General features: G+C 45.6%; 11 protein-coding genes. 8 read left to right on the top strand and 3 right to left on the bottom strand.

Features of this window, described 5'->3' with window-relative positions; all coding sequences use genetic code 11:
- Nucleotides 1-605 precede the first annotated feature (605 nt).
- From K429_RS0111525 to K429_RS0111490, 8 genes are all read left to right on the top strand, one after another.
- Complete coding sequence (locus K429_RS0111525; RefSeq protein WP_007211602.1) at nucleotides 606-1,205, top strand: RNA polymerase sigma-70 factor; 600 nt, start codon at nucleotides 606-608, stop codon at nucleotides 1,203-1,205.
- A 61-nt stretch (nucleotides 1,206-1,266) separates the two neighbouring features.
- Nucleotides 1,267-2,268, top strand: coding sequence for a FecR family protein (locus K429_RS0111520; protein ID WP_026367018.1), 1,002 nt, complete (start codon nucleotides 1,267-1,269; stop codon nucleotides 2,266-2,268).
- Nucleotides 2,269-2,364: 96 nt separating this feature from the next.
- Nucleotides 2,365-5,874 carry a TonB-dependent receptor gene (locus K429_RS0111515; protein ID WP_044096797.1) on the top strand — a complete coding sequence of 1,170 codons (3,510 nt, stop codon included), beginning with the start codon at nucleotides 2,365-2,367 and terminating at the stop codon, nucleotides 5,872-5,874.
- 13 nt (nucleotides 5,875-5,887) lie between these two features.
- Nucleotides 5,888-7,654, top strand: coding sequence for a RagB/SusD family nutrient uptake outer membrane protein (locus K429_RS0111510; RefSeq protein WP_007219135.1), 1,767 nt, complete (start codon nucleotides 5,888-5,890; stop codon nucleotides 7,652-7,654).
- A 17-nt stretch (nucleotides 7,655-7,671) separates the two neighbouring features.
- A complete protein-coding gene (locus tag K429_RS0111505; RefSeq protein ID WP_197031240.1) occupies nucleotides 7,672-8,577 on the top strand; it encodes a glycerophosphodiester phosphodiesterase family protein in 906 nt (301 codons plus the stop codon).
- Nucleotides 8,578-8,589: 12 nt separating this feature from the next.
- The gene (locus K429_RS0111500; RefSeq protein WP_026367014.1) at nucleotides 8,590-10,035 is read left to right on the top strand and encodes a PQQ-binding-like beta-propeller repeat protein; all 1,446 of its coding nucleotides are present in this window, start codon (nucleotides 8,590-8,592) and stop codon (nucleotides 10,033-10,035) included.
- 36 nt (nucleotides 10,036-10,071) lie between these two features.
- Nucleotides 10,072-10,971, top strand: coding sequence for a glycerophosphodiester phosphodiesterase family protein (locus K429_RS0111495; protein ID WP_026367013.1), 900 nt, complete (start codon nucleotides 10,072-10,074; stop codon nucleotides 10,969-10,971).
- A gap of 10 nt (nucleotides 10,972-10,981) precedes the next feature.
- A complete protein-coding gene (locus tag K429_RS0111490; protein ID WP_007219131.1) occupies nucleotides 10,982-12,340 on the top strand; it encodes an MFS transporter in 1,359 nt (452 codons plus the stop codon).
- Between the two features lie 352 nt (nucleotides 12,341-12,692).
- Here the strand turns inward: K429_RS0111490 and K429_RS0111480 are convergent, their stop codons facing one another.
- From K429_RS0111480 to K429_RS0111470, 3 genes are all read right to left on the bottom strand, one after another.
- Nucleotides 12,693-16,271: an alpha-L-rhamnosidase gene (locus K429_RS0111480; protein ID WP_026367012.1), complete on the bottom strand. Its 3,579-nt coding sequence runs from the start codon at nucleotides 16,269-16,271 to the stop codon at nucleotides 12,693-12,695.
- A gap of 87 nt (nucleotides 16,272-16,358) precedes the next feature.
- Entirely contained in the window at nucleotides 16,359-18,302 is a 1,944-nt protein-coding gene (locus tag K429_RS0111475) for a RagB/SusD family nutrient uptake outer membrane protein (RefSeq protein WP_007211590.1), read from the bottom strand.
- 13 nt (nucleotides 18,303-18,315) lie between these two features.
- A complete protein-coding gene (locus K429_RS0111470; protein ID WP_231501845.1) occupies nucleotides 18,316-21,687 on the bottom strand; it encodes a TonB-dependent receptor in 3,372 nt (1,123 codons plus the stop codon).
- Nucleotides 21,688-21,781: the final 94 nt, after the last annotated feature.

Raw genomic sequence — 21,781 nt, 5'->3', positions numbered from 1 at the left:
CGTATCTTATACATGTATGTCACCTATGTACTATGGTTATTCCCCTTTCCGCCCGATAATCATTTAGCCACTATCCATCCCTATATTATCTCAAAAAGACAGTTCGTGTGCGAAAACAGTGAATATCCGTGAAAGAATTATAAAAGGAATGTCAAACACTAACAGATATTTGGAGGGAATAGGATGAACCCCTATATTTGTCATGTGATTTTTTTCATAGTATTAGATTTAAGGTTAACAAAGGTTGGAGTACAGCGGTACTCCTTTTTTTATGCCCATACCTTAACCGTAGTCATTTGAAAACTATATAAGAGTCTTATCAGTGTGTTTCTGACAAGCAAGGACAGCAAAAAACAAACAAATAGATTATTTCATTTTTGTACACTTTTACTACAAACAGGCTCTATTAATCAGCATCTTACAAAGGAAAAGTGTACAAAAAATAAAGCTGTATAAAATAGCATTTAGATACCAAGCCATACGGTTACAAGCCACCAACAAATCAAAAAGAAATCCCGCTATTCGGTAATTCCGGAAATTATTAATAATATTGCAACCTGTTACGTAAGCACAAGGCATACCTTTGAAGCCTAAATCAATAATATATGATTGCAAACGAAAATAGAAGTGAATTGCTACAATCACTGAAGGAGGGTTCTTTTTCTGCATTCGAGAAGTTATACAATCTGTATAGCGGCAAACTCTATAACTTTATGATGCGTCTCTCTTCCGGCAATCAGTATATGGCCGAAGAAGTAGTGCAGCAGACATTTATCCGCCTGTGGGAAGTGCGTGAGAAAGTGGATCCTACCGAAAATTTCGTTTCTTACCTCTGCACCATAGCCCGTAATCTGTCGATGAATATGTACCAGCATCAGACAGTGGAATACATCTATACCGAATACCTGCTGAAAAGCAATCCCGACCGGGATCATCAGACAGAAGAAAGCACAGACCTGCGCTTCCTGAACGACTATATCGATTCGCTGGCCGAAGAACTGCCCCCTTCGCGCAAGAAAATCTTTCTGCTCAGCAAACGTCAGGGCTATACCAATAAAGAAATAGCTGAGAAGATGGGTATTTCAGAAAGTACAGTCGCCACGCAACTGTCACTTGCCGTGAAATTCATGCGCGAGCAATTTGCAAAGCATTATGATAAGCTGATTCTTGTCTTATGGGCCTTTTTTGTTAACGAAATGCAATAATGCCCGATACGTTTGGATACGAAAACAAGGATAACTGTATACTATATAAATAAGTAAGAAGATGGAGAAAGAATATTATAAGAACTTAGCCGAGAAATATTTCGCAGGAGACATCACAGAAGCGGAAATCAGCGAACTGGCCGGATGGATACGCAACAACGTACAACTGTCCGACTGGTGGGAAGAGGAATTTGAGAAATCCGACATTGACATCCCTCTCGCCCTGCGCGACAAGATGTTCGCACGGATCAAGGCGGAAGTCCTCAATGAAACTGTCCGTATCCCTGATACGAAACCTGCCGGACGTCCTCCGCGAAAAGCTCTCGTTCCCGCTTGGGCAAGATGGGCAGCTATGATCTGCATCCCCATTTTCATCGCTTTCTTTACTTACAACATCCTGAGTATTTCGGACACCAATATCCAATCACCCTTTATTGTGAAAGCCGATAAAGGAGACAAAGCCACAGTGGTATTGCCTGATGGAACGGACGTTATCCTCAACTCCGCTTCCCAGCTCAGCTATCTGAGAGATTTCGGCAAAAACGAACGCCGGGTGCAACTGGACGGTGAAGGCTACTTTAAAGTAGCACACGATACCCGTCATACTTTTATTGTCCAAGTGGGCGAACTGGAAGTAAAGGTCCTGGGCACCGTATTCAACGTCTGCGCTTATCAAGATGAACAGGATGTAACCGTGGTGTTGCTGGAAGGAAAAGTCGGTGTGCATACTCCTTCTTCCTCCCTGATCATGAAACCCGGAGAGAAAATGAACTATAATAAATCCACCCACAAATTCACTACCGAGAAAGTCTATCCCGAAGATTACGTGACATGGACCAAAGGCAGCCTGTATTTCCAGAATGAATCTCTGGACAATATCATGAAAGCCCTTTCACGCGTTTATGACGTCACGATACACATCGACTCTCCGCGAATTGCAAAAGAGCGGTTTACCGGAACAATACCCGGTGGTGGTATACAGAATGCTTTGAATATTATAATGTTAACCTCTCCGTTCCGTTACGAAGTAAAGGACTCTGTCATTGTATTAAAAGAGAAATAAGCTCCTCTTTGTTAATGTGAGTTAAAAACAGAGAGTCGCTTGGACAGCAGCATGAGAGAACCTGTATACCTATCAAACCCTTTTAATTTATTTGATATGAAAGACAGGAAAACCAAAAATCTAAGAACTATGCGGGCTCTCTGCCTCTCTTTGTTCTTGAGTGTATCACTGAGCCTTTTCTCGCAGATCACCGTCACCGTGGAAAATACTCCGCTGCGTGCCGCACTGAAAAAGATCGAGCAGGTCAGTGATTACAAATTCTTCTACAATGAAAAACTGGCAGGACTGGATCAGGCAGTCACTTTCAGCGTAAGTAATGCCACCATCGCCCAGACCATGCAAAAAGTGCTGGCGGGAAAAGAACTGACTTACAAGATGGAGAGTGACAATGTAGTGGTATTGCTGCACAAAGAGGCTGTCAGCCAGAAGACCAAAACCATTACCGGAACAATAGTCGATTCGTCCGGGGAACCGGTTATCGGTGCCAGCATTGTAGTGAAAGGAACCACCAACGGCACTATCACCGATGTAGACGGAAACTACTCATTGTCAAACGTCCCGGAGAACTCTACCGTCAGCATCTCTTATATAGGTTATCAACCGTTGAGCTATCCGGCATCCAGCAAGGAACTTTCCAGAGTAATATTAAAGGAAGATGCCGAAATGCTGGATGAAGTAATCGTTGTCGGATACGGTACCACCAAAAAGGCAAATCTCTCGGGTGCCGTAGACCAAATTTCCTCTAAAGAAATAGAACACCGTGTCAGCGGCAATGCGGGACAAGTGCTGCAAGGTATGATCCCCAACCTAAATGTTTCGTTCAGCGACGGCTCTATCAATTCAAAAGCTTCTTTCGATGTACGCGGTGTAGGCTCTATCAATGGTGGCAGCCCTCTGGTACTTATCGACGGAGTGGAAGGAGATATGAATTATATCAATCCTAAAGATATCGAATCCATTTCTGTTCTGAAAGATGCCTCTTCCGCTGCCATCTATGGTGCCCGTGCAGCTTTCGGTGTAGTGCTGATTACAACAAAGAACCCGAATGCAGGGAAGATACAGGTGAACTACTCCAATCACTTCGGCTGGAGCAACCCTACCATCAACACGGATAACTTCATTACCGACGGTCTGGAATGGGCGCGTCTGAGCGATAAACTGAGTCTTTTGGAAAACACCAGTACTTATTTGGGATATACTGAAGAAGACTATGCCTATATGGAAGCCCGCAAGAAAGATCCCTCACTCCCTTCGACCCTGATAAAGACCGTTGACGGCGTGGAACGCTATGTACACTATGGGAATACGGACTGGTGGCACTACATCTTCCAGGATAACCAGCCGTCTATGGAGCACAACCTGAATATCTCCGGCGGTAGTGAGAAAGTACGTTTCTACCTCTCTGGAAGGTTCTATTCAAGAGAGGGAATTTACCGCATCAACCCGGACAAGTTGAAGAGTTACACTTTACGCAGTAAGATTGACTTTCAGTTGACTTCCGCCATCAAGATAACCAACTCTACCAACATCTATTTCAGTGATTACGACTATCCGGCAACCAACAACCGTAATGTAGGAGGTAGCGACAACAGTGAGGACTGGAGAAAATATACTTTCCACGCTTCCCCGGTATTCCATCCACGCAATCCGGACGGAACCATCCTGATTAACGGTGCTTACACTCCCGGTCGTGACATAGCAGACGGTACGTTTGCCGACCTGACATACGGAAAGAGTAAAGGTGTGGATCAGGAACATGATGTTTCAAATACCATCTCACTACAGGTGACTCCTATTAAAGATGTGATACTGAATGCTGACTACAGTTTCCGGAAAGGCAGCCCCGTATCCAAACTGCTGCTAGTTTCCACTCCACACACCAACCAGCCGAACGGTGAAGGAACAAGCCGCTACATGCCCAATAAATCACTGTATAAGGAAATGCATTGGTCAACCCTCTATCAGGCATTCAATGCTTTCGGTACCTACAGCCATCTGTTTGCCAAAAAACATGACTTAAAAGCTATGATCGGTTTCAACCAGGAATGGAGGCATTGGGAACGTACCGTTTCAAGACGCAGTTCGCCTGCATCCGAAGAACTGGGTTCCTTCAACCTGGCAACCGGAGAGAATGTACAAGTACAGGGAAATGCGGACGAATGGGCCATCCGTGCAGCTTTCTATCGTCTGAACTATGACTATCTGGGACGCTACCTGCTGGAATTCAACGGTCGTTTCGACCTCTCTTCCAAGTTCCCGCACGATAACCGTCTGGGTATCTTCCCATCGGGCTCTTTCGCATGGCGTGTAAGTGAGGAGCCTTTCTTCAAGCCTTTGAAGTCTGCCATAGACAATCTGAAACTGCGCGTATCTTATGGTACATTGGGTAACCAGAATGTAGGTCCCTACGACTATATAGCTAAAATGAAAGTTACACAGGGAGATTATCTGGTAGACGGCTCGTACCTGAGTTATCTGACTGCTCCTGATGCCATTTCCTCAAATTTCACCTGGGAGAAGTCACAGACCATTGATTTCGGAATTGACTTCTCTCTGTTCAACGGACGTTTCTCTACCTCTTTCGACTGGTATCAACGTGATACGAAAGACATGCTGACACAAGGCAAAAAACTTCCGTCCGTATTCGGAACTTCCGAACCACAGGAGAATGCCGCCAACCTGCGCACACGGGGCTTTGAACTCTCTGTGAAATGGCAAGACAAATTCCTGTTGGCACACAGGCCATTCGAATACAGGGTAGGGTTCACTCTTGCCGACAACATCACTGAGATTACCAAATTCGATAACCCCGACGGCCAGATAGACCAGTTCTATAAAGGCAAACGCCTGGGCGAAATCTGGGGATATACAGTTGAGGGCTTCTTCCAGACAGATACGGAATACCTGGATCATGCAGACCAGACGAAAGTAAACAGAAGAATCCAGCGCAACTATCTGATTAATCACCCGGTAGCGGGAGATATCAAATTCAAAGACTTGGATGGAAATGAAGAAATATCTCCGGGCGACAAGACCTTGTCCAATCCCGGCGACTTACGCATCATCGGTAACACATCTCCCAGATACTCCTGTTCTCTGAACCTGGGATTCAATTACAGTGGTTTCGATTTTTCCGCCTTCTTCCAGGGAATAATGAAAAGAGACTGGTGGCCGGGAAAAGACAACAGTTTCTTCTGGGGACCGTTTACCCGTCAGTATGAGAATTTTTATCCGAAGAGCATCGAACAGAACTCCTGGACACCGGAGAATCCGAATGCATATTTCCCTCGCCTGGCCGTGTATGCAGCCAACGAAGGCGGTGACTACGAAGGAGCCCAGCTAAGGGTTTATTCGGATAAATATCTGCAAAACGCGGCTTACGTTCGTTTGAAAGATATCACTTTAGGCTATACGTTGCCTAAAACACTTTGCAGCAAGATCGGTTTCTCCAGCATCCGGGTTTATGTTTCAGGCACTAATCTCCTGACATTCTCCCCGTTGTACAAGCATAATGAGGATCGCACCGTAGATCCTGAACAATTGGGCGATGGCAACGCCTATCCGTTCAGCAAGACATTTGCCTTTGGTTTTGATTTTAAATTTTAAAGAGGAAACAGCTATGAATACATTCAATATATTAAAAGTTTGTGTGGTGTGTGCGATAGGCATAAGTGCCGCTTCATGCAACAACTCGTTCATGGATCGATATCCCATTGCGGAAATATCACCTGAAAACTCCTTCAAGTCTGCACAAGACCTTGAATTGTACACAAATGGTTTCTATGAGAACCTGCCTAAAATCAATGATATCGTCAGAGGAGACAATATCTCGGACAACGTACTCTACAGCAATGTACCTATGGAACAACGGAGTCCGGAAAGAGATATTCCATCGGAAGCCGGCAGTAGCGGTTGGAGTTGGAGTACTCTCCGGAAAATAAATATCTTCTTCGACAACTATACACGCTGCGAAGACAAAGTAGCCGCACTGAAGTACGAAGGCGTGGCACGTTTCTTCAGAGCCTGGTTCTATTTCGATAAGGTAAAGAGTTTCGGTGGTGTACCCTGGTATGATACGGAGATTCAGACCGATGATGAAGATCTGCTATACAAGCCCAGAGATTCACGCGAATTTATAATGGACAAAGTGATTGAAGACCTTGAGATTGCAGTAGACCGTTTAGGCACTACCCGCAAACCCGACCAGATTTCCAAATGGACTGCGCTGGCCTTCCTCTCACGTGTATGCCTCTATGAAGGTACCTACCGCAAATATCACACGGAACTGAATCTGCCTGATGCCGGTAAACTATTGGAGAAAGCATATAAGGCGGCAGAAAGAGTCATGAACGAATCGGGATACACTTTATATTCCACGGGTAACTCCGATATTGATTACAGGGATTTGTTTGCTTCCGATGATCTGAAGGAAACAGAAGTTATCCTGGGCAGGCGTTATTCACTGACATTGAACAAAATGCATAATACGAACTACTATTTCCTCTCAAAAACCCAACAGGATGTAGGTTTGACAAAAGACTTTGTAAACTCCTACCTGCTAAACAACGGCACGGCATTCACCTCGCAAACAGGGTATGCAACCATGATGTTCAGCGATGAAATGAAGAACAGGGACAAACGTCTGGCGCAAACCATCCGTTCCGTCGGCTATACCCGGATTGACAGCGACAAGCCGTTGCTACCTGATCTCGAAGCCTCCATGACAGGTTACCAGATTGCCAAATTCATCTCCAAGGAAGCACAGGACGGAGACGGAGCTTCTTATCAGGATGTAGCCATTATACGTTATGCAGAAGTCCTGCTCAACTATGCGGAAGCCAAAGCGGAACTGGACATATTGACTCAGGACGATATAGACAAATCCATCAGGCCGATACGTACAAGAGCCGGAATGCCTAACCTGAATCAGAACATAGCCAACTCTAACCCCGACAAGATACTGGCAAGTGAATATCCCAATGTAAGTGGAAACAATAAAGGGGTAATTCTGGAAATCAGACGCGAACGCCGTGTAGAACTGGCACTGGAAGGATTCCGCTATGACGACCTGATGCGCTGGAAAATGGGAAAACTACTTGAGCCCCACTTCACCGGTATGTATTTCCCCTCATTGGGCGAATTCGATCTGGACGGAGATGGAACAATCGATCTTTTGCTCTATGATGATAAAGCTCCGGAAAGCAAAGCCAAACAAAAGATTAAGATTGGCGGTGTTATCCAGCTCACAGAGGGAGATCATGGTTATCTGGTCGGCTTTCTGAATATCACAAAGAAATTTGATGAGACGCGTGATTACCTGTACCCGATACCTTCGGGCGACATCATGCTGAATAAGAATCTGGAACAGAATCCGAATTGGAAATGATTAAAGCGGAACGAATCATGAAAATAGACAAAGTCTGCATAATCGGAATATTCTTTTCTCTGTTTCTGCTCACAGGATGTGGCAGCGACGAAAGTGAACCTTCTACTCCGCCCGGACCTCAACCTTCAGAGGTTGAGTATCCGGAAGTCAGCGAAGATCAGCGGGTTTCCATCACCACTTCATTGCAGAGCAAGGATCATGTACAAATATGCGCCCACCGGGGATATTGGAAAGATGCACCGGAGAACTCCGTCAAAGCCGTCACATTGGCTATCGAAAACCAGATAGACATGATAGAGCTGGACGTCAGAACATCGAAAGACGGAGAAATGGTACTCATGCACGATGCCACAATCGAACGCACCACCAATGGTACCGGTAAAGTATCAGAACTGAACTACAAGGAGTTGCTTTCATATAACCTTTACCATGACGGAGCACTGACAGAAGAAAAAATACCGCTCTTCAAGGATATATTGTTAGCTGCCAGAGGCAAAATCTATATAGATATAGACGTGAAGATCTCCGACTATAAAGCCGTATACAATCTGGTGAAGCGCTATGGAATGCTCTCTCAGGTACTGTTCACGGTCTATGATGTGTCTACAGCCAGAAAAGTGATCAATCTTGACAGGAATGCCATTCTGCTGCCGGTGATTTATGAAATGCAGGATATGGAGAATTACCTGGCAGTCTGCAAACCACTTCCGGTGGCGCAGTTCAATAGTGCAGCCTTTACAGAGGATATACTGGCTAAGGCATCCGGAAACGGAGTCTCCCTGTTCAAGAATATCTATATAAATACGAGTATCACCCCTACCTCGGACAATTACAAACAGGTAAAGGCATTTCTTGCCAAACAGGGAAGTATCATACAAACCGATTACCCGGTGGAATTGAAAGAGTATTTGAAAAACAATTAAAAAGATACACAGATGAAAAATACAATCATAATAATGCTGACCGCCCTTTTATGGATATCGTGCAGCGATGACGAGAAAGTAAATATAAAGCCGGTGGCTGCTTTCAAGACGAGTGAAGTCACAATAGAAGAAGGACAACATGTAGCCTTTACAGACTTGTCTTTTGATGAAGACGGACAGGTGACCAAATGGGCCTGGGACTTTGGCAACGGAGTCTCTTCTGAAGAACAATCACCCACTGTGGAGTATACCACAGCCGGAGAATATACAGTGAATTTATCCGTCTGGGATAACCTGGGAGTTCAGAATGCAAATACTTTCAGCAAAACAATCACTGTAAAAGAGAAATCAACGGCTGACATGGCACCTGAAATAGTATGGGAGTTCCAGACACCATGCGGTTTTCAGGATGTTTCTCCGGCCATTGATGACAATGGAAATGTTTTCGTCGGCTGTGATGCGAACAATGCCCGAGGCGGACAAAATATCTGGGTGATTAACGGGGGGATAGAGGTCTGGCATTACTCTTCCGGTGATGTAATCCGTTCTTCGGCGGCAATAGCTGATAATGGTACCGCCTATATAGGCAGTTACGACAAGAACTTGTATGCATTCGCCGCTCATTCCTCCGATCCGTTGGGTAAGTTCGACCTGGGTGCAACGGCCAAGTTCAGTTGTCCGGCTATAGACAAAGACGGTACAGTATACTTCTCTGCCAATAGAAAGTTATTTGCCATCCATGCCGCACCCGGCATGACTGAAAAATGGAATGTCGACTGTGAAGGTGTTACACAATCTACTCCCGTGATTGGCAGCGACGCGGTATATATGTGTTCCAACAGTGGCAAGTTATACGCTCTTGCTAAAAATGACGGAGCGAAAAAGTGGACTCTTGAATATGGAAAAACTTGCACTTCCGTTCCCGCTATCGGAGAAGACGGCACCATCCATTTATGCGGTGAAACGGCCGACGGTGGAATAGTAATGGCTGTAAATCCGGATGGTACCGTGAGATGGCAACAAAAGTCGGCTGCCACTTTCCCAAATTCCGGTATCTCATTGAGTATAGACGGACAATTGTATGTGGGTAACTCTGACGGCGATATGCTCTGCTACTCTCAGGAAAGCGGTGATTTGATCTGGAAGTTCAGGACTCAGGGACAAATTCGTTCGGTACCCGCCATCGACAATGACGGAAACATATACTTCGGTGACGGTAAAGGCTATTTCTACGTGCTGAGTTCAAAAGGTAAACTGAGTTATAAGGAAATTCAGTTAGGAGCAAATATCTGGTCTTCTCCGGTCATTGATAAGAATGGTATAATCTACATCTGTGCAGATGTTACAAAGTCCTCGGAACCGGGCAAAGTATACGCTTTGAGAACTCATGCAACCGGAGCACAACAAGGCTGGTCTATGCGCAGCGGAGATTACCGGAGAAGCGCACGCAAACAATAACAACGAATCATTTAAACTTCAAAAAGAAAAGATAAGATGAAAAGAATAATATCACTTTCAATACTGCTGACCGTCTTTCTGGCAGCATTTGCACAAGGGCGCTTCAAAGAAATAGAAAAGTGCTTCAATGAACCTGCAAGCCGGTCAATACTCATTGTTTCCCATCGTGCCGACTGGCGCAATGCACCCGAGAACTCTTTGCAAGCCATTCAGAACTGCATCGATATGGGCGCAGACATGGTAGAAATCGACTTAAAAAAGACAAAAGACGGGCATCTGGTTTTAATGCATGACAAGACCATAAACCGCACCATGACCGGTACAGGAAGTCCGGATGAGTATACTTTGGCTGAACTGAAAGCCATGAGATTAAGAAACGGTGCCGGGATTAAAACCCGGCATCAGATACCGACTTTTGAAGAAGTCATGAATCTGTGCAAAGGCAAAATCATGGTGAATGTAGACAAAGGCTATGATTACTTCAAGGATGCGTACGAGGTACTCAAAAAGACAGGTACGGTAGACCAATGTATCATGAAAGCCAGCCTGCCCTACGAACGGGTGAAAGCCGAAAACGGAGAAGTGCTGGATAAGATGATCTTCATGCCCGTGGTCCAACTGCATAAAGAAAGTGCGGAAGCTACCATCGACGGATACTTGGAACACATGAAACCGCAGGCTTTTGAACTGGTATTCAACAATGACAGTCCCGAGGTACAACGACTGATAAAAAAAGTACGTGACAGCGGTGCAAAGATTTTCATCAACTCCCTCTGGCCCGAACTCTGTGGCGGACACGATGATGACCGTGCCGTAGAACTGCATCAACCGGATGAAAGTTGGGGATGGATCATTGACCAGGGAGCAAAGCTGATTCAGACGGATCGTCCCGCCCTACTGCTTCAATACCTGAAAGAAAAGAAACTACACGAATAAGAGGAAAAGCATGTTGAAACATATCATTGATTTTTACAAGGTGTCGGCTCCGGCACCTTGTAACGGGGATTCTTTGCCCGAACAGAAGCAACGGTTAAAACGATTGCAATGGTCTACCTTTCTGGCAGCAACCCTTGGATACAGCATGTACTATGTATGCCGGCTGAGCCTGAACGTCGTCAAAAAGCCGATTGTAGACGAAGGTATTTTCTCTGAAACGGAATTAGGTATTATAGGCTCTGTACTATTCTTCACGTATGCCATAGGCAAGTTCTCCAACGGTTTCCTTGCGGACAGGAGCAACATCAACCGGTTTATGTCAACAGGTTTGTTAGTGACGGCATTGATAAATCTTTGCCTGGGTTTTACTAATTCATTCATATTATTTGCCATCTTATGGGGTATCAGCGGTTGGTTTCAATCTATGGGAGCAGCATCCTGTGTAGTAGGGTTATCGCGCTGGTTTACGGATAAAGACCGAGGCTCGTTCTATGGTTTCTGGAGTGCCAGTCATAACATCGGAGAAGCGATGACATTTATCATTATCGCTTCCGTTGTGAGTGCATTGGGCTGGCGGTACGGATTTCTGGGTGCAGGGTTAGTGGGGTTGCTGGGTACATTGATAATCTGGCGTTTCTTTCACGACACACCACAGAGCAAAGGGCTTCCTCCGGTCAATGCCCCGAAAGAAAAGAAAGTGATGAGTGCATTGGAAACAACGGAGTTCAACCGTGCCCAAAAAGCTGTACTGAGAAGCCCTGCCATCTGGATATTAGCATTGAGCAGTGCATTTATGTATATCAGTCGTTATGCGGTAAATAGCTGGGGGATTTTTTATCTGGAAGCACAGAAAGGTTACTCTACGCTGGATGCCAGTTTCATTATCTCTATCAGTTCGGTATGCGGCATTGTAGGAACCATGCTTTCCGGGGTGGTATCCGACAGGTTATTCAAAGGGCGCCGAAATGTTCCCGCACTGATATTCGGATTGACAAATACACTGGCTCTCTGCCTTTTTTTGTTGGTTCCCGGTGTTCACTTCTGGCTGGATGCTCTGGCAATGGTACTTTTCGGTATTGGCATCGGAGTACTGATTTGCTTTCTGGGTGGACTGATGGCTGTTGATATTGCTCCGCGAAATGCTTCGGGTGCAGCTTTGGGTGTGGTAGGAATTGCAAGTTACATCGGTGCGGGGTTACAGGATGTGATGAGCGGTGTATTGATAGAAGGGCAAAAGACTGTAGTAAACGGAACGGATGTGTATGATTTCACATATATCAATTGGTTCTGGATTGGAGCTGCACTGCTATCTACTTTGCTTGCGTTACTGGTGTGGAACGCGAAAGCGGATACTGCTACAACAAATTAGGAAAGTAAGCCTTTAAAACATTTCAGCAACATACTCCTTTATCTCTAAAAGTGGAAATAGAAAAATCCTGCATATACAGCGGCATGTATATGCAGGATTCCCGTATAATATACTTCATTTATGCAATTGCTTGATGAAAAAAGTCTGTTCCTTGTTCGCAAGAAGTTAACTTTAAATGACATAACCCAATTTACTCAATCGTTTCAAACTACTGAAAGCGGTACTCGAAGACTCAATTCCCTGATTCCTGAGAAAAGACAAACTGGTAGGAGAACCAAGATTCATATTTAAACCTATCAGCACTTTTTTGTCCGTGCGGTTAAAAGTTGCCCACAATCTTCAGTTTGTTTTTTCAATGAGTTCCTTTAGATCTGGCTATCTCACCTTTCTTCCTCTTCTTCCCCGCCATCGGATATTCCTTCTTCACCTCAAACGAATAGCTACCGGGAAGAAGCTTCAAGACTACCTGCCCGCTTCCTTCACCAATATATTCTATTCCCTTGCATTTTCGGATAAGTTTCTCCCCTTCGCGGACATCTCTCAACGATGCAGCCGGCAAATACAGCGTAGCCGTAGTATTTCCAGGCACCGTAAAAGCGTAATGGATCATGCTTCTTTCCTCTCTCCAACTACTCTCAATACGTCCGTACATCGAGTCATAATATCCCCGGGCATACTTCATCTTTCCGGTCGGATCGGGCATCGGTTTCAGAATGAACTGTTTGAAACCGGGATAAGCCTCATCACGTTGTATTCCTAAAGAATAATTGTACATCCAGGCACCCACGGCACCAAAAGAATAATGATTGAAAGAGTTCATGCGATTGTTACCACCGAAACCATCCGTGTGAGTGTAAGAGTTCAGACGTTCCCAAATGGTAGTCGCGCCCTGTTCCACGGAGTAAAGCCACGAAGGATAATCTGTCTGTTGAAGCAGTCTGTAAGCCAGATCGTTCAGCCCGTAATCGGATAAAGCCTTACTGATCCATGCCGTACCGATGAAACCGGTCATAAGAGAGTAAGAAGGACACAGGCGGCCTCTATCAGTGGTATTCTCCCGTCTGACTGTCTCCGCAAGATTAGCAATCACCTTATTACGGTTCTCTTCATTAATAATGCCGAAAGCCAATGGAAGCACATACGAAGTCTGTATATCGACAGGTTGCCCCTTCTTGTCAGGGATGAAAGCGGAGAATATCGTTTTCCCGCTTTCCGGCTCTATATAGGTCTTATTGAAGAAATCCCTTCGGGCGGCATGCAAGTCGCGGAACCATGCGGCATCGGATGTCTTACCCAAAGCCGCCGCCATCTTCGTCATCAATTCCAGGTCGTGGATGAAATAGGCTTCCCATACCAGGGACTTATCATTCTTCTCATCCTCCAATCCCAGCCAGTCGCACAGGTCACCCCATGAACGGGTCTGCACGATCAGGTTAGTTTCCGTCTCAATCGTTTGGTCAATGATATATTGAATATAACGCTTCATGGCTGTGTAGTGCTCGCTCAGCAGTGCGGTATCTCCGTATTGCTGGTAGCACTCCCAGGGAACCGTAATTCCGGCACTGCCCCACAGCATACCACCGAAACCACCACCCAGCGGGGCGATATCCGGAAAGCGCCCGTCCGTCCGCTGCACATCGCGCATGGCACGCATGTGACGGCGCAGGAACTGCGGTACATCCGCCAGATAAGTGGCGGTACGGGAGAAGACAGAGATATCCCCACTCCATCCCAAGCGCTCATTGCGTTGCGGACAGTCCGTAGGAATGGAAAGGAAATTGCCGTAAGAAGACCAGGTGATATTCTTCCACAGCTGGTTCACCCGTGCATTGGAAGTTTCGTAGTGAGAAGCCAGTTCGTGTATAGAGCTTAGCACTATCCCTTTCACGGATTCCACAGGCAAGGGTTTGTCAATACCCGTTATCTCTATAAAGCGGTAGCCATGATAGGTGAAACGGGGAGAGATGGTTTCCTGCCCGCCTTTAGCGATATAAATATCCTGAGCCATAGCGGCACGGATATTCTCCAGCATAATCATGCCGATATTCCCCTCGTATTCCGGCAAATCGGGATATTTCACTTCCGCAAAGCGCAGAGTGATTTCCGTTCCGGGCTGCATGCCCGACAAACTGATACGGGGGACTCCTACCATATTCTGCCCCATGTCGTACACAAACACGCCGGGGCGGACTTCTTCTACTGAAAGAGCCGTCAGTTCATTGATTTGTTTCACCGTCTGGCCGAATTGCCCGATAAGTTCAAAACCTGAATAATCGTTCACCCACGGCATATTCGGGTTTCCCGCCTTACTGATATGTCCTTCCAAAGCAACCTCATGAGCCGGTTTCCAGGCAGATGCATCATAAGATGCCGTGCTCCATCCTTCCACTGCCGGTTCTCTTAAAGCATCATACACTTCGCCCTGAAAGAAACTTCCGTAAGCGACGGGGCCTTTGCCGAAATACTGCCAGGACAAAGGATCGGTCACCACAACATTGGTCCGACCGTCCGCATACGTGATAACCAGCTTTGCCAATAAAGACTGGCGGTCACCGAAGAAGTTCCAGTTATCTCCCGTAAAAGTAGCGCCACCGCTCCACCAGCCTTCTGCCAGCAAAGCACCCAGGGCATTTCTGCCGGAATGGACGTACTTTGTCACATCAAACGTCTGGTACAGATGAGTTTTGTTATACTGGGTAACTCCGGGATTAAAATAATCATCCCCTACACGCTTACCATTGAGATAGACCTCATAAATGCCACGTGAAGTAACATACAGGCGGGCTTTTACAATCTCCGCATCGGGAGAAGAGAAGACCGTACGAAGCATCGGTGCGGAGTTTCCTTCGGGAGTGAATATAGTAAGAACACCGGAAGTGCCGCCGGCTATCCGGCTATTTCCTTCCCGGCAAGTAGCAATCACGTTCGAAGGGCTTCTGAAGTTGGCAATCTCCATTTCCGGGAAAGTAGCGGATTGCCCGGCGGGAACATCAAAGCCGATGTCGCCCACTACCGGGAAAGCGATGAAATCACCTCCCTGCCCCAGCGGATTCAGATTTATCCAACCAAGTTCTTCAGCATTATCCACATAGAATCTTGTAAAACCCAGATCAGAAGTAAGGCTCACCGTATGCCGGTCATACTTATTACTTTCATTAATCAATGTCAGGGGGATGGGAAAGCTCTTGAAAGGAACATCTTTCCGATCATCCGGGTGGTATCCTACACGATATACATTCAACATCGCCTCTTTACCCGAAGCAAGCGAATCCAAGTCCAGTTCTATTTTTATGTAAGACTCATCTTTCCCATTCTGCAACTGATACAGGTTCTTATTCTTATCCATCAGACGTTGATCATTCGCTCCGTAGACAAAGCCTGCACGGGTACTCTTTGTCTCCTTATCCAACCGGAGTGCAACGTTCAGCCTGAACACCGGAAGATAGTGGGAATAGAGCACCATGTCTTCATCTCCGCCACCTATCCACTTCGCATCACTCCATCCCTCATACGGATTGGTTTTACTCATCAGTCCCGTTTCAAACCAGGAGGTCGAGGAAGATTGCTCACCCTTCTGGTTCCATACGTTTACCGTCCAGAAATAGCAGGTAGTGGGTTGCAGGGGAGCACCGGCATATTCAATGTTCAGCGACAGGTCACTCGACACTCTTCCGCTGTCCCATACCGTTTGTCCAGCTTCGTCAGTCACCGTTATCTGATAGGCTTTCTGCGAATACCCCCTTTCGGTATTCTGTATTACCATCTGCCAACTGAAGCGGGGCTTTTCCACATCTATACCCAATGGCATTTCGGCATATTCCACTTTGAGCTTTTCAATAGATACAGCATGTTCCGTAGCCGCATACAACAGAGCAGGGCAGGAAAGACAGATAAGCAAAACAGATAAAATGTGAATTCTACATCTTTTCATACGTGATGTTTTTGGGATTATAAAGGAGATTAGGCAAGCAAAGATAATAAACTTGCCCAATCTCTTCATTATGAGACACTCATTTTATTACTGGCCGGATGCTATTTGCTCTTCTTGTGAAGCAATAGGGGTTTCATTCAGCTCATAACCGGAATATCCATAGTTCTGATTTACCCGGCCATACAAGTTCGCATCAATGGCGGTCTGCGGTATAGGCCAGAATATATTGTACTTCCCTATTTTGTATTCATCATTATGAAGCGTTTTCACACCCTTATTGTAATAGTTATTATATTCCGTGATTCTGTGCCACCAATAACTGTTACTACTTTCGTCTGCAAGATCTTTCGGAGAGGTGTAATTCCCTTCCTGATTCTCTTTTATAAACGAAACACGTACAAGTTCCACATGCCTGAACTCTTCATACATCAGCTCACGGGCCCTTTCATCCATAATCACGTCCAGCCCGTCCAGTCCATTAAGTTCGCCGGCATCGAACAAATCCGTACATCCGGCACGTTCTCTGATCTTATTTACATCAGCGGCAGCTTTCGCATATTCCTTCTTCCAGTAGTAAGCCTCCGCCCTCAGCAGATAAGCTTCCGCAAGACGATATACATACCAGTCGCCCGAACCTCCAACGTAGTCCGTACCCGAATATCCATTGGCTACTTCCCTCGCCGTATCTTCTACCCATAATTTATAATACGGATAATCGAACCAGCAACGAATGGTATCCTTGCACAATAGCGTGCCGTCATCCGCATACTTCTGTATAGGTTTCAGATAATAGACAGCATCATCCGTACCCAATAATTTAGGATCATTATATTTCAGATCCTCCATCACGAACCAGTTACCGGCTTCCCGGCTGTGTCGGAGATCATTCTTATCACCCCACATGGATTTTTCCGCATGATAAGTAGGTCTTGAAAACGCTTCACCACGTCCATAGATCGCCCTGCAATCTAAAAAGTCAGGATATTGTGCCAGCATACCCGCCGTAGCAGACTGTCTCGTCATACCGGACTGCGACTTACTGGGTACCAGGATACCTCTGTTCACATCTGTTTGCGACCAGAATGGAGTCATATTATACAGGTAATTCGTATTGAGCCGGCTTTCTGAATTATCATATCTGTTCACCATGAGCATGATGGTCTCCTTATTGGAAGCATCCGCCTTATTTACCGGTCTATGCAAATCCCAGATCACATTGCGTGTCACCGGATGATGTTCCGGATAAGGATTCTCCCACTTGCCAAATGTATTTTCCATCAGTTCATATCCGGAAGCGTCAATAAGGGCATTGGCCTGTTCAAGCGCCTTGTCAAAATCCCCGGCTGCCATGTAATACTTAATAAGCAGCATCCGGCAGGCTCCCTTGTTTTCTTTACCATAGTCAACTTGATCTGGGATATGCCCTACGGCATATTCCAGATCTTTAATCATTTGCTCGATAACCACTTCCATCTTTGTGGAACGAAAGTCGAGTTTCGGAGTTGTGACTTCTTTCGACAGGAAGGGGATATCACCAAACTGGAAAATCAGATGATAGTAACGCCAGGCACGCTGGAAATAAGCACTGGATAGCATCTGTTCTTTGGTGGTCTGGTCCAAATCCAACTCGGAAATGCGCGAAATCACCACATTGGCAAAGCTGATACCTTGTGTACCCATATTCCAGAACCAATTAATCATATTCGTACCGAACCAATTGTTCTCGGAAATAGGAGTCACATTCGAAAGGATGTCCTGGCACCCGCTAAAGTCGGATACAGCCGTTACAGCCACATCCGAGAATATCATTTCCGTAGCCAATGCAGGCCCGTTATCCTCCATATAATAATAACGCATCTGTCTGTGGCAGGTAGTGAGCGCAGCTTCCAACCCTTCTTTGGTGGATAACGTCACACTGGGTTCATAAAATGACAATGGTTCCGGTTTCAGCCAACTGTCCGAACATCCCGTTAATGCTAATGAAGATAACCCGAAGGTCAGATATATCGCTTTTATTAGATTTGTTTTCATGATAGTTATTTAATTAAAATGTTATACTTGCACCGAAAGTAAATGTTCTGGGGAGAAGTCCCTTTGTTTCCGGGTCCCAATAATCCCACTCTTTGTCAAAGGCCCAGACAGCCACATTCCTGACAGTTCCGTATATACTGATCTCTTTAGCCATCAGTTTCCGTGCAAACTGTTGGGGCACCCTGTAAGAAACAGAAATATTCTCCAGGCGGATAAAGCCTTTGTTTATCACCTTCTTGGGGTTGATATTCGAAGGACGTGTCGACTTCAGACGGGCATACGAATTTGATTTGTTCTCAGGAGTCCAGTATTCGCGCTTATAGGTATTCGAATAATCACCCAGATTATCAAAGAAGTTCAGATATTCCGTTGTACTTTGCTTATGTCCCATCTGAGAATAAAGATTGAGAGAAATATCCCAATTCCGGAACAAAGTAAATTCATTTCTGAACGACCATCTGAACTTAGGTGTTTCCTGACCTAAGAAGACCTTATCCTCCTGGGTAATCTTATAATCTCCATTCACATCCCTGACTTTTGCATCACCCGGTTGCTGCCCGTACTTTGCGGCTTCTTCCGCTTCATCTTCCTGCCAGATGCCGATGAATTCATGATCCCAGATGGCCGAAATATCTTTCCCTACAAACCAGCCCCTGTTCACATCGTCCACTTCTTTACTTCCTACCACTTCTCCGGCCTCGTTCAATACATCTTCGTAACGGTAATACAAATGCTTAATCGTATTCTTGTTGTGTGAAAGCCCGAAGGTAGAAGACCAGGTAAAGTTCTTATTGCGGATATTAACCGTATTCAATGAGAATTCAAACCCTTCATTATTAACCTGTCCCAGATTGGTTACGATATCCGTATAACCTGTAAAGCCCGGCAAGCTTCTGTCTACCAACAAGTCCGTTGTAGGCATATGGTACCATTCAATGCTACCATTGATACGGTCATTTAGGAAACCGAAGTCCAGACCGACATTCCAGGATGTGGTAGTTTCCCATTTCAAATCCGTATTGGACATTCTTTCAATCTGCAATGAAGACACTTCATACAGACTCCCTTGTGGAGTGACATAAGTATATTTGCCGGCCGTACCTCCATGCAATTGGGACAAGGCTTGGTAAATACCGATATCCCGGTTTCCATTCTTACCCCAGGACAAACGCAGCTTACCGCTACTCATTGACGCCCACTTGAAAAACTTTTCATTCGTGAAACTCCATGCCACGGCTATGGCGGGGAATGTAGCCCAGGGATTGGAAGCACCGAAAGCGGAGAAACCGTCGCGACGAACAGATGCGGTCAGCATATAGCGGTTGTCATAAGAGTAGAATAAACGGGCCATCAATGCGGCACCCGTATGTTTCGTATCATTGGCACTGATTTCTTTGTTGCCCGCAGTCTTCATGTTATGCCATTCCAGTACATCCGAAGGGGTAAAGTCGGAAGCTACCATTGACTCTTCCCATACTTCATATTTCTCGGCACTCTGAAGCAAGGTCAAGTCTATATTATGTTTCTTGGCGAAAGTATAGTTCCACTTCACCATATTGTCCAGTGTCCAATCTACGGAACGGGCCGTCGATCTGCCTGCAACTCCGTTGTCTTTGTCAAAGACGCTTTGCGAACTGTTCCAGTATCTTGAATGGTTCCAACTATACCGGGGTGCAAAGTTGAACTGATATGAAATGTTGAAAGGCAGTTTTAATTTAGCATAGAAATTCGCCGTCACATTCTGGGTACCTGCATCTTTGGATGACATGGAGTTATTGTAAAGGCTGTTCACACCCGTTACCTGATTCTTTTCTCCCATAGGCCAGGGATTCAGCGTACCGTCGCTATAATATGGAGTAGAGTAAGGAGAATTAGCGATCTGTCCTTCCCAACTCACCGTCTGGAAACCTTCTTCCCGACTCTGCAAATTCAGATTGACACCTGCCTCCATGAAGTTACCTATCTTTCCATCCAGTCGCAAATTGGTACGATAATTCTTAAACCGATCTCCTACCACCAATCCTTCGCTGTCCAGATAACCTAAAGACCAGTAATAATTCAGGTTGGACGTCTTACCGGACAGACTTACATTGTAGTCCTGTCTCAATCCGGTTTGGAAAGAGGTATCATACCAGTCGTATGTTCTACCCGCATAATAGTTTTCGCGCTCTATCTCTCCCAGACCGATGCGTTGCAACCAGATGTCTTCCATATTCGTGGAACCCTGTCCTATGGCATCATAGTTACGCCATTGCGCTTCGGTAAGGTTATACTTATTCAGGTTTTCGGTCGTGGGCTTAACGTAATAGCCTTGATTCCCGAACCCGTTGCTGCTTGCCGCATAATCTGCACGATATTGCAAATACTCATCCGCACTATACACCTCCCGGTTAGCCCCCATAGTCACAAAACCCACGCTTGCATCGAACCGGATAGTCGGTTTCTCCTCCGTTCCTTTCTTGGTAGTAACAAGTACTACGCCGTTAGCCGACTTTGCTCCGTAAACGGCTGCCGATGATGCGTCTTTCAAGACATCTACAGACTCTATATCCACCGGATTTATTTCAGAAAGATCACCCTGAAAGATCATACCGTTCAGAACAATCAATGGCCCGGTTCCACCTTTCAGAGAACGACGTCCACGCACTAACATATTACCACCGCCTTTGGCATCGTTGGACAGATCCACGTTCAGTCCCGGTGCCGCGCTACGCAATAAATCCTGCATGGTAGCCGGTTTCTCTTTCGCCATCTTTTCAGCCTGCACATGGGTAATGGCACCTGTCAGGTCTTTCTTCTTCATACTGCCATAGCCGATTACAACGACTTCGTCCAGTAAATTGGCATCTTCACGCAGAACCACACGCAACAGTTTCAGATCCTTCAGCTTCACTTCCCATGAAACATATCCTATATAGCTAAACTGAAGTACATCGCCCACATTGGCAACCAGCGTAAACTTACCTTCAAGGTCTGTCACACTGCCTTGGCTGCCACCTTTCACCAGAACGGTAACCCCGATCAAAGGTTCTCCCGATTCATCGGTAACCACACCCGTTACGCCGGCCTGACGTACATCAGTCACTGCCTGTCTGGTCAGAATGATATGGTTTCCCTCCATCTTATAGCGGATAGGAGAGTTTGCCAGCAATGTATTCAGTACTTCCGACACCTTTGCATTATCCGCCCGGATACTTTTGCGCGCCTCTACGTTTACATCTTCTTTATAGATGAACAGATAATCCGTCTGAGACTCTATTTCATTCAGTATAGATTCAAGTTGTACATTGGTTCGATTGATTGTCACCCGTGCATTTTGTGAGTGACTATTCTTCGCCATCAGGCTAAAAGCACAGAAGAACAAAAAGAATATTGATATTCTCATAATTCTAAATAATAATGTTAATTGCGGATTTTTAGGGCAATAAATATCCGACAAAGGAATGTTTTTCATATCTTTGTAAATGAGTTATTAATAC

This window comes from Bacteroides sp. 14(A), from assembly GCF_000526555.1.
GTDB classification, from domain to species: Bacteria; Bacteroidota; Bacteroidia; order Bacteroidales; family Bacteroidaceae; genus Bacteroides; species Bacteroides cellulosilyticus.
This window is presented reverse-complemented; position numbering and strand designations above follow the sequence as displayed.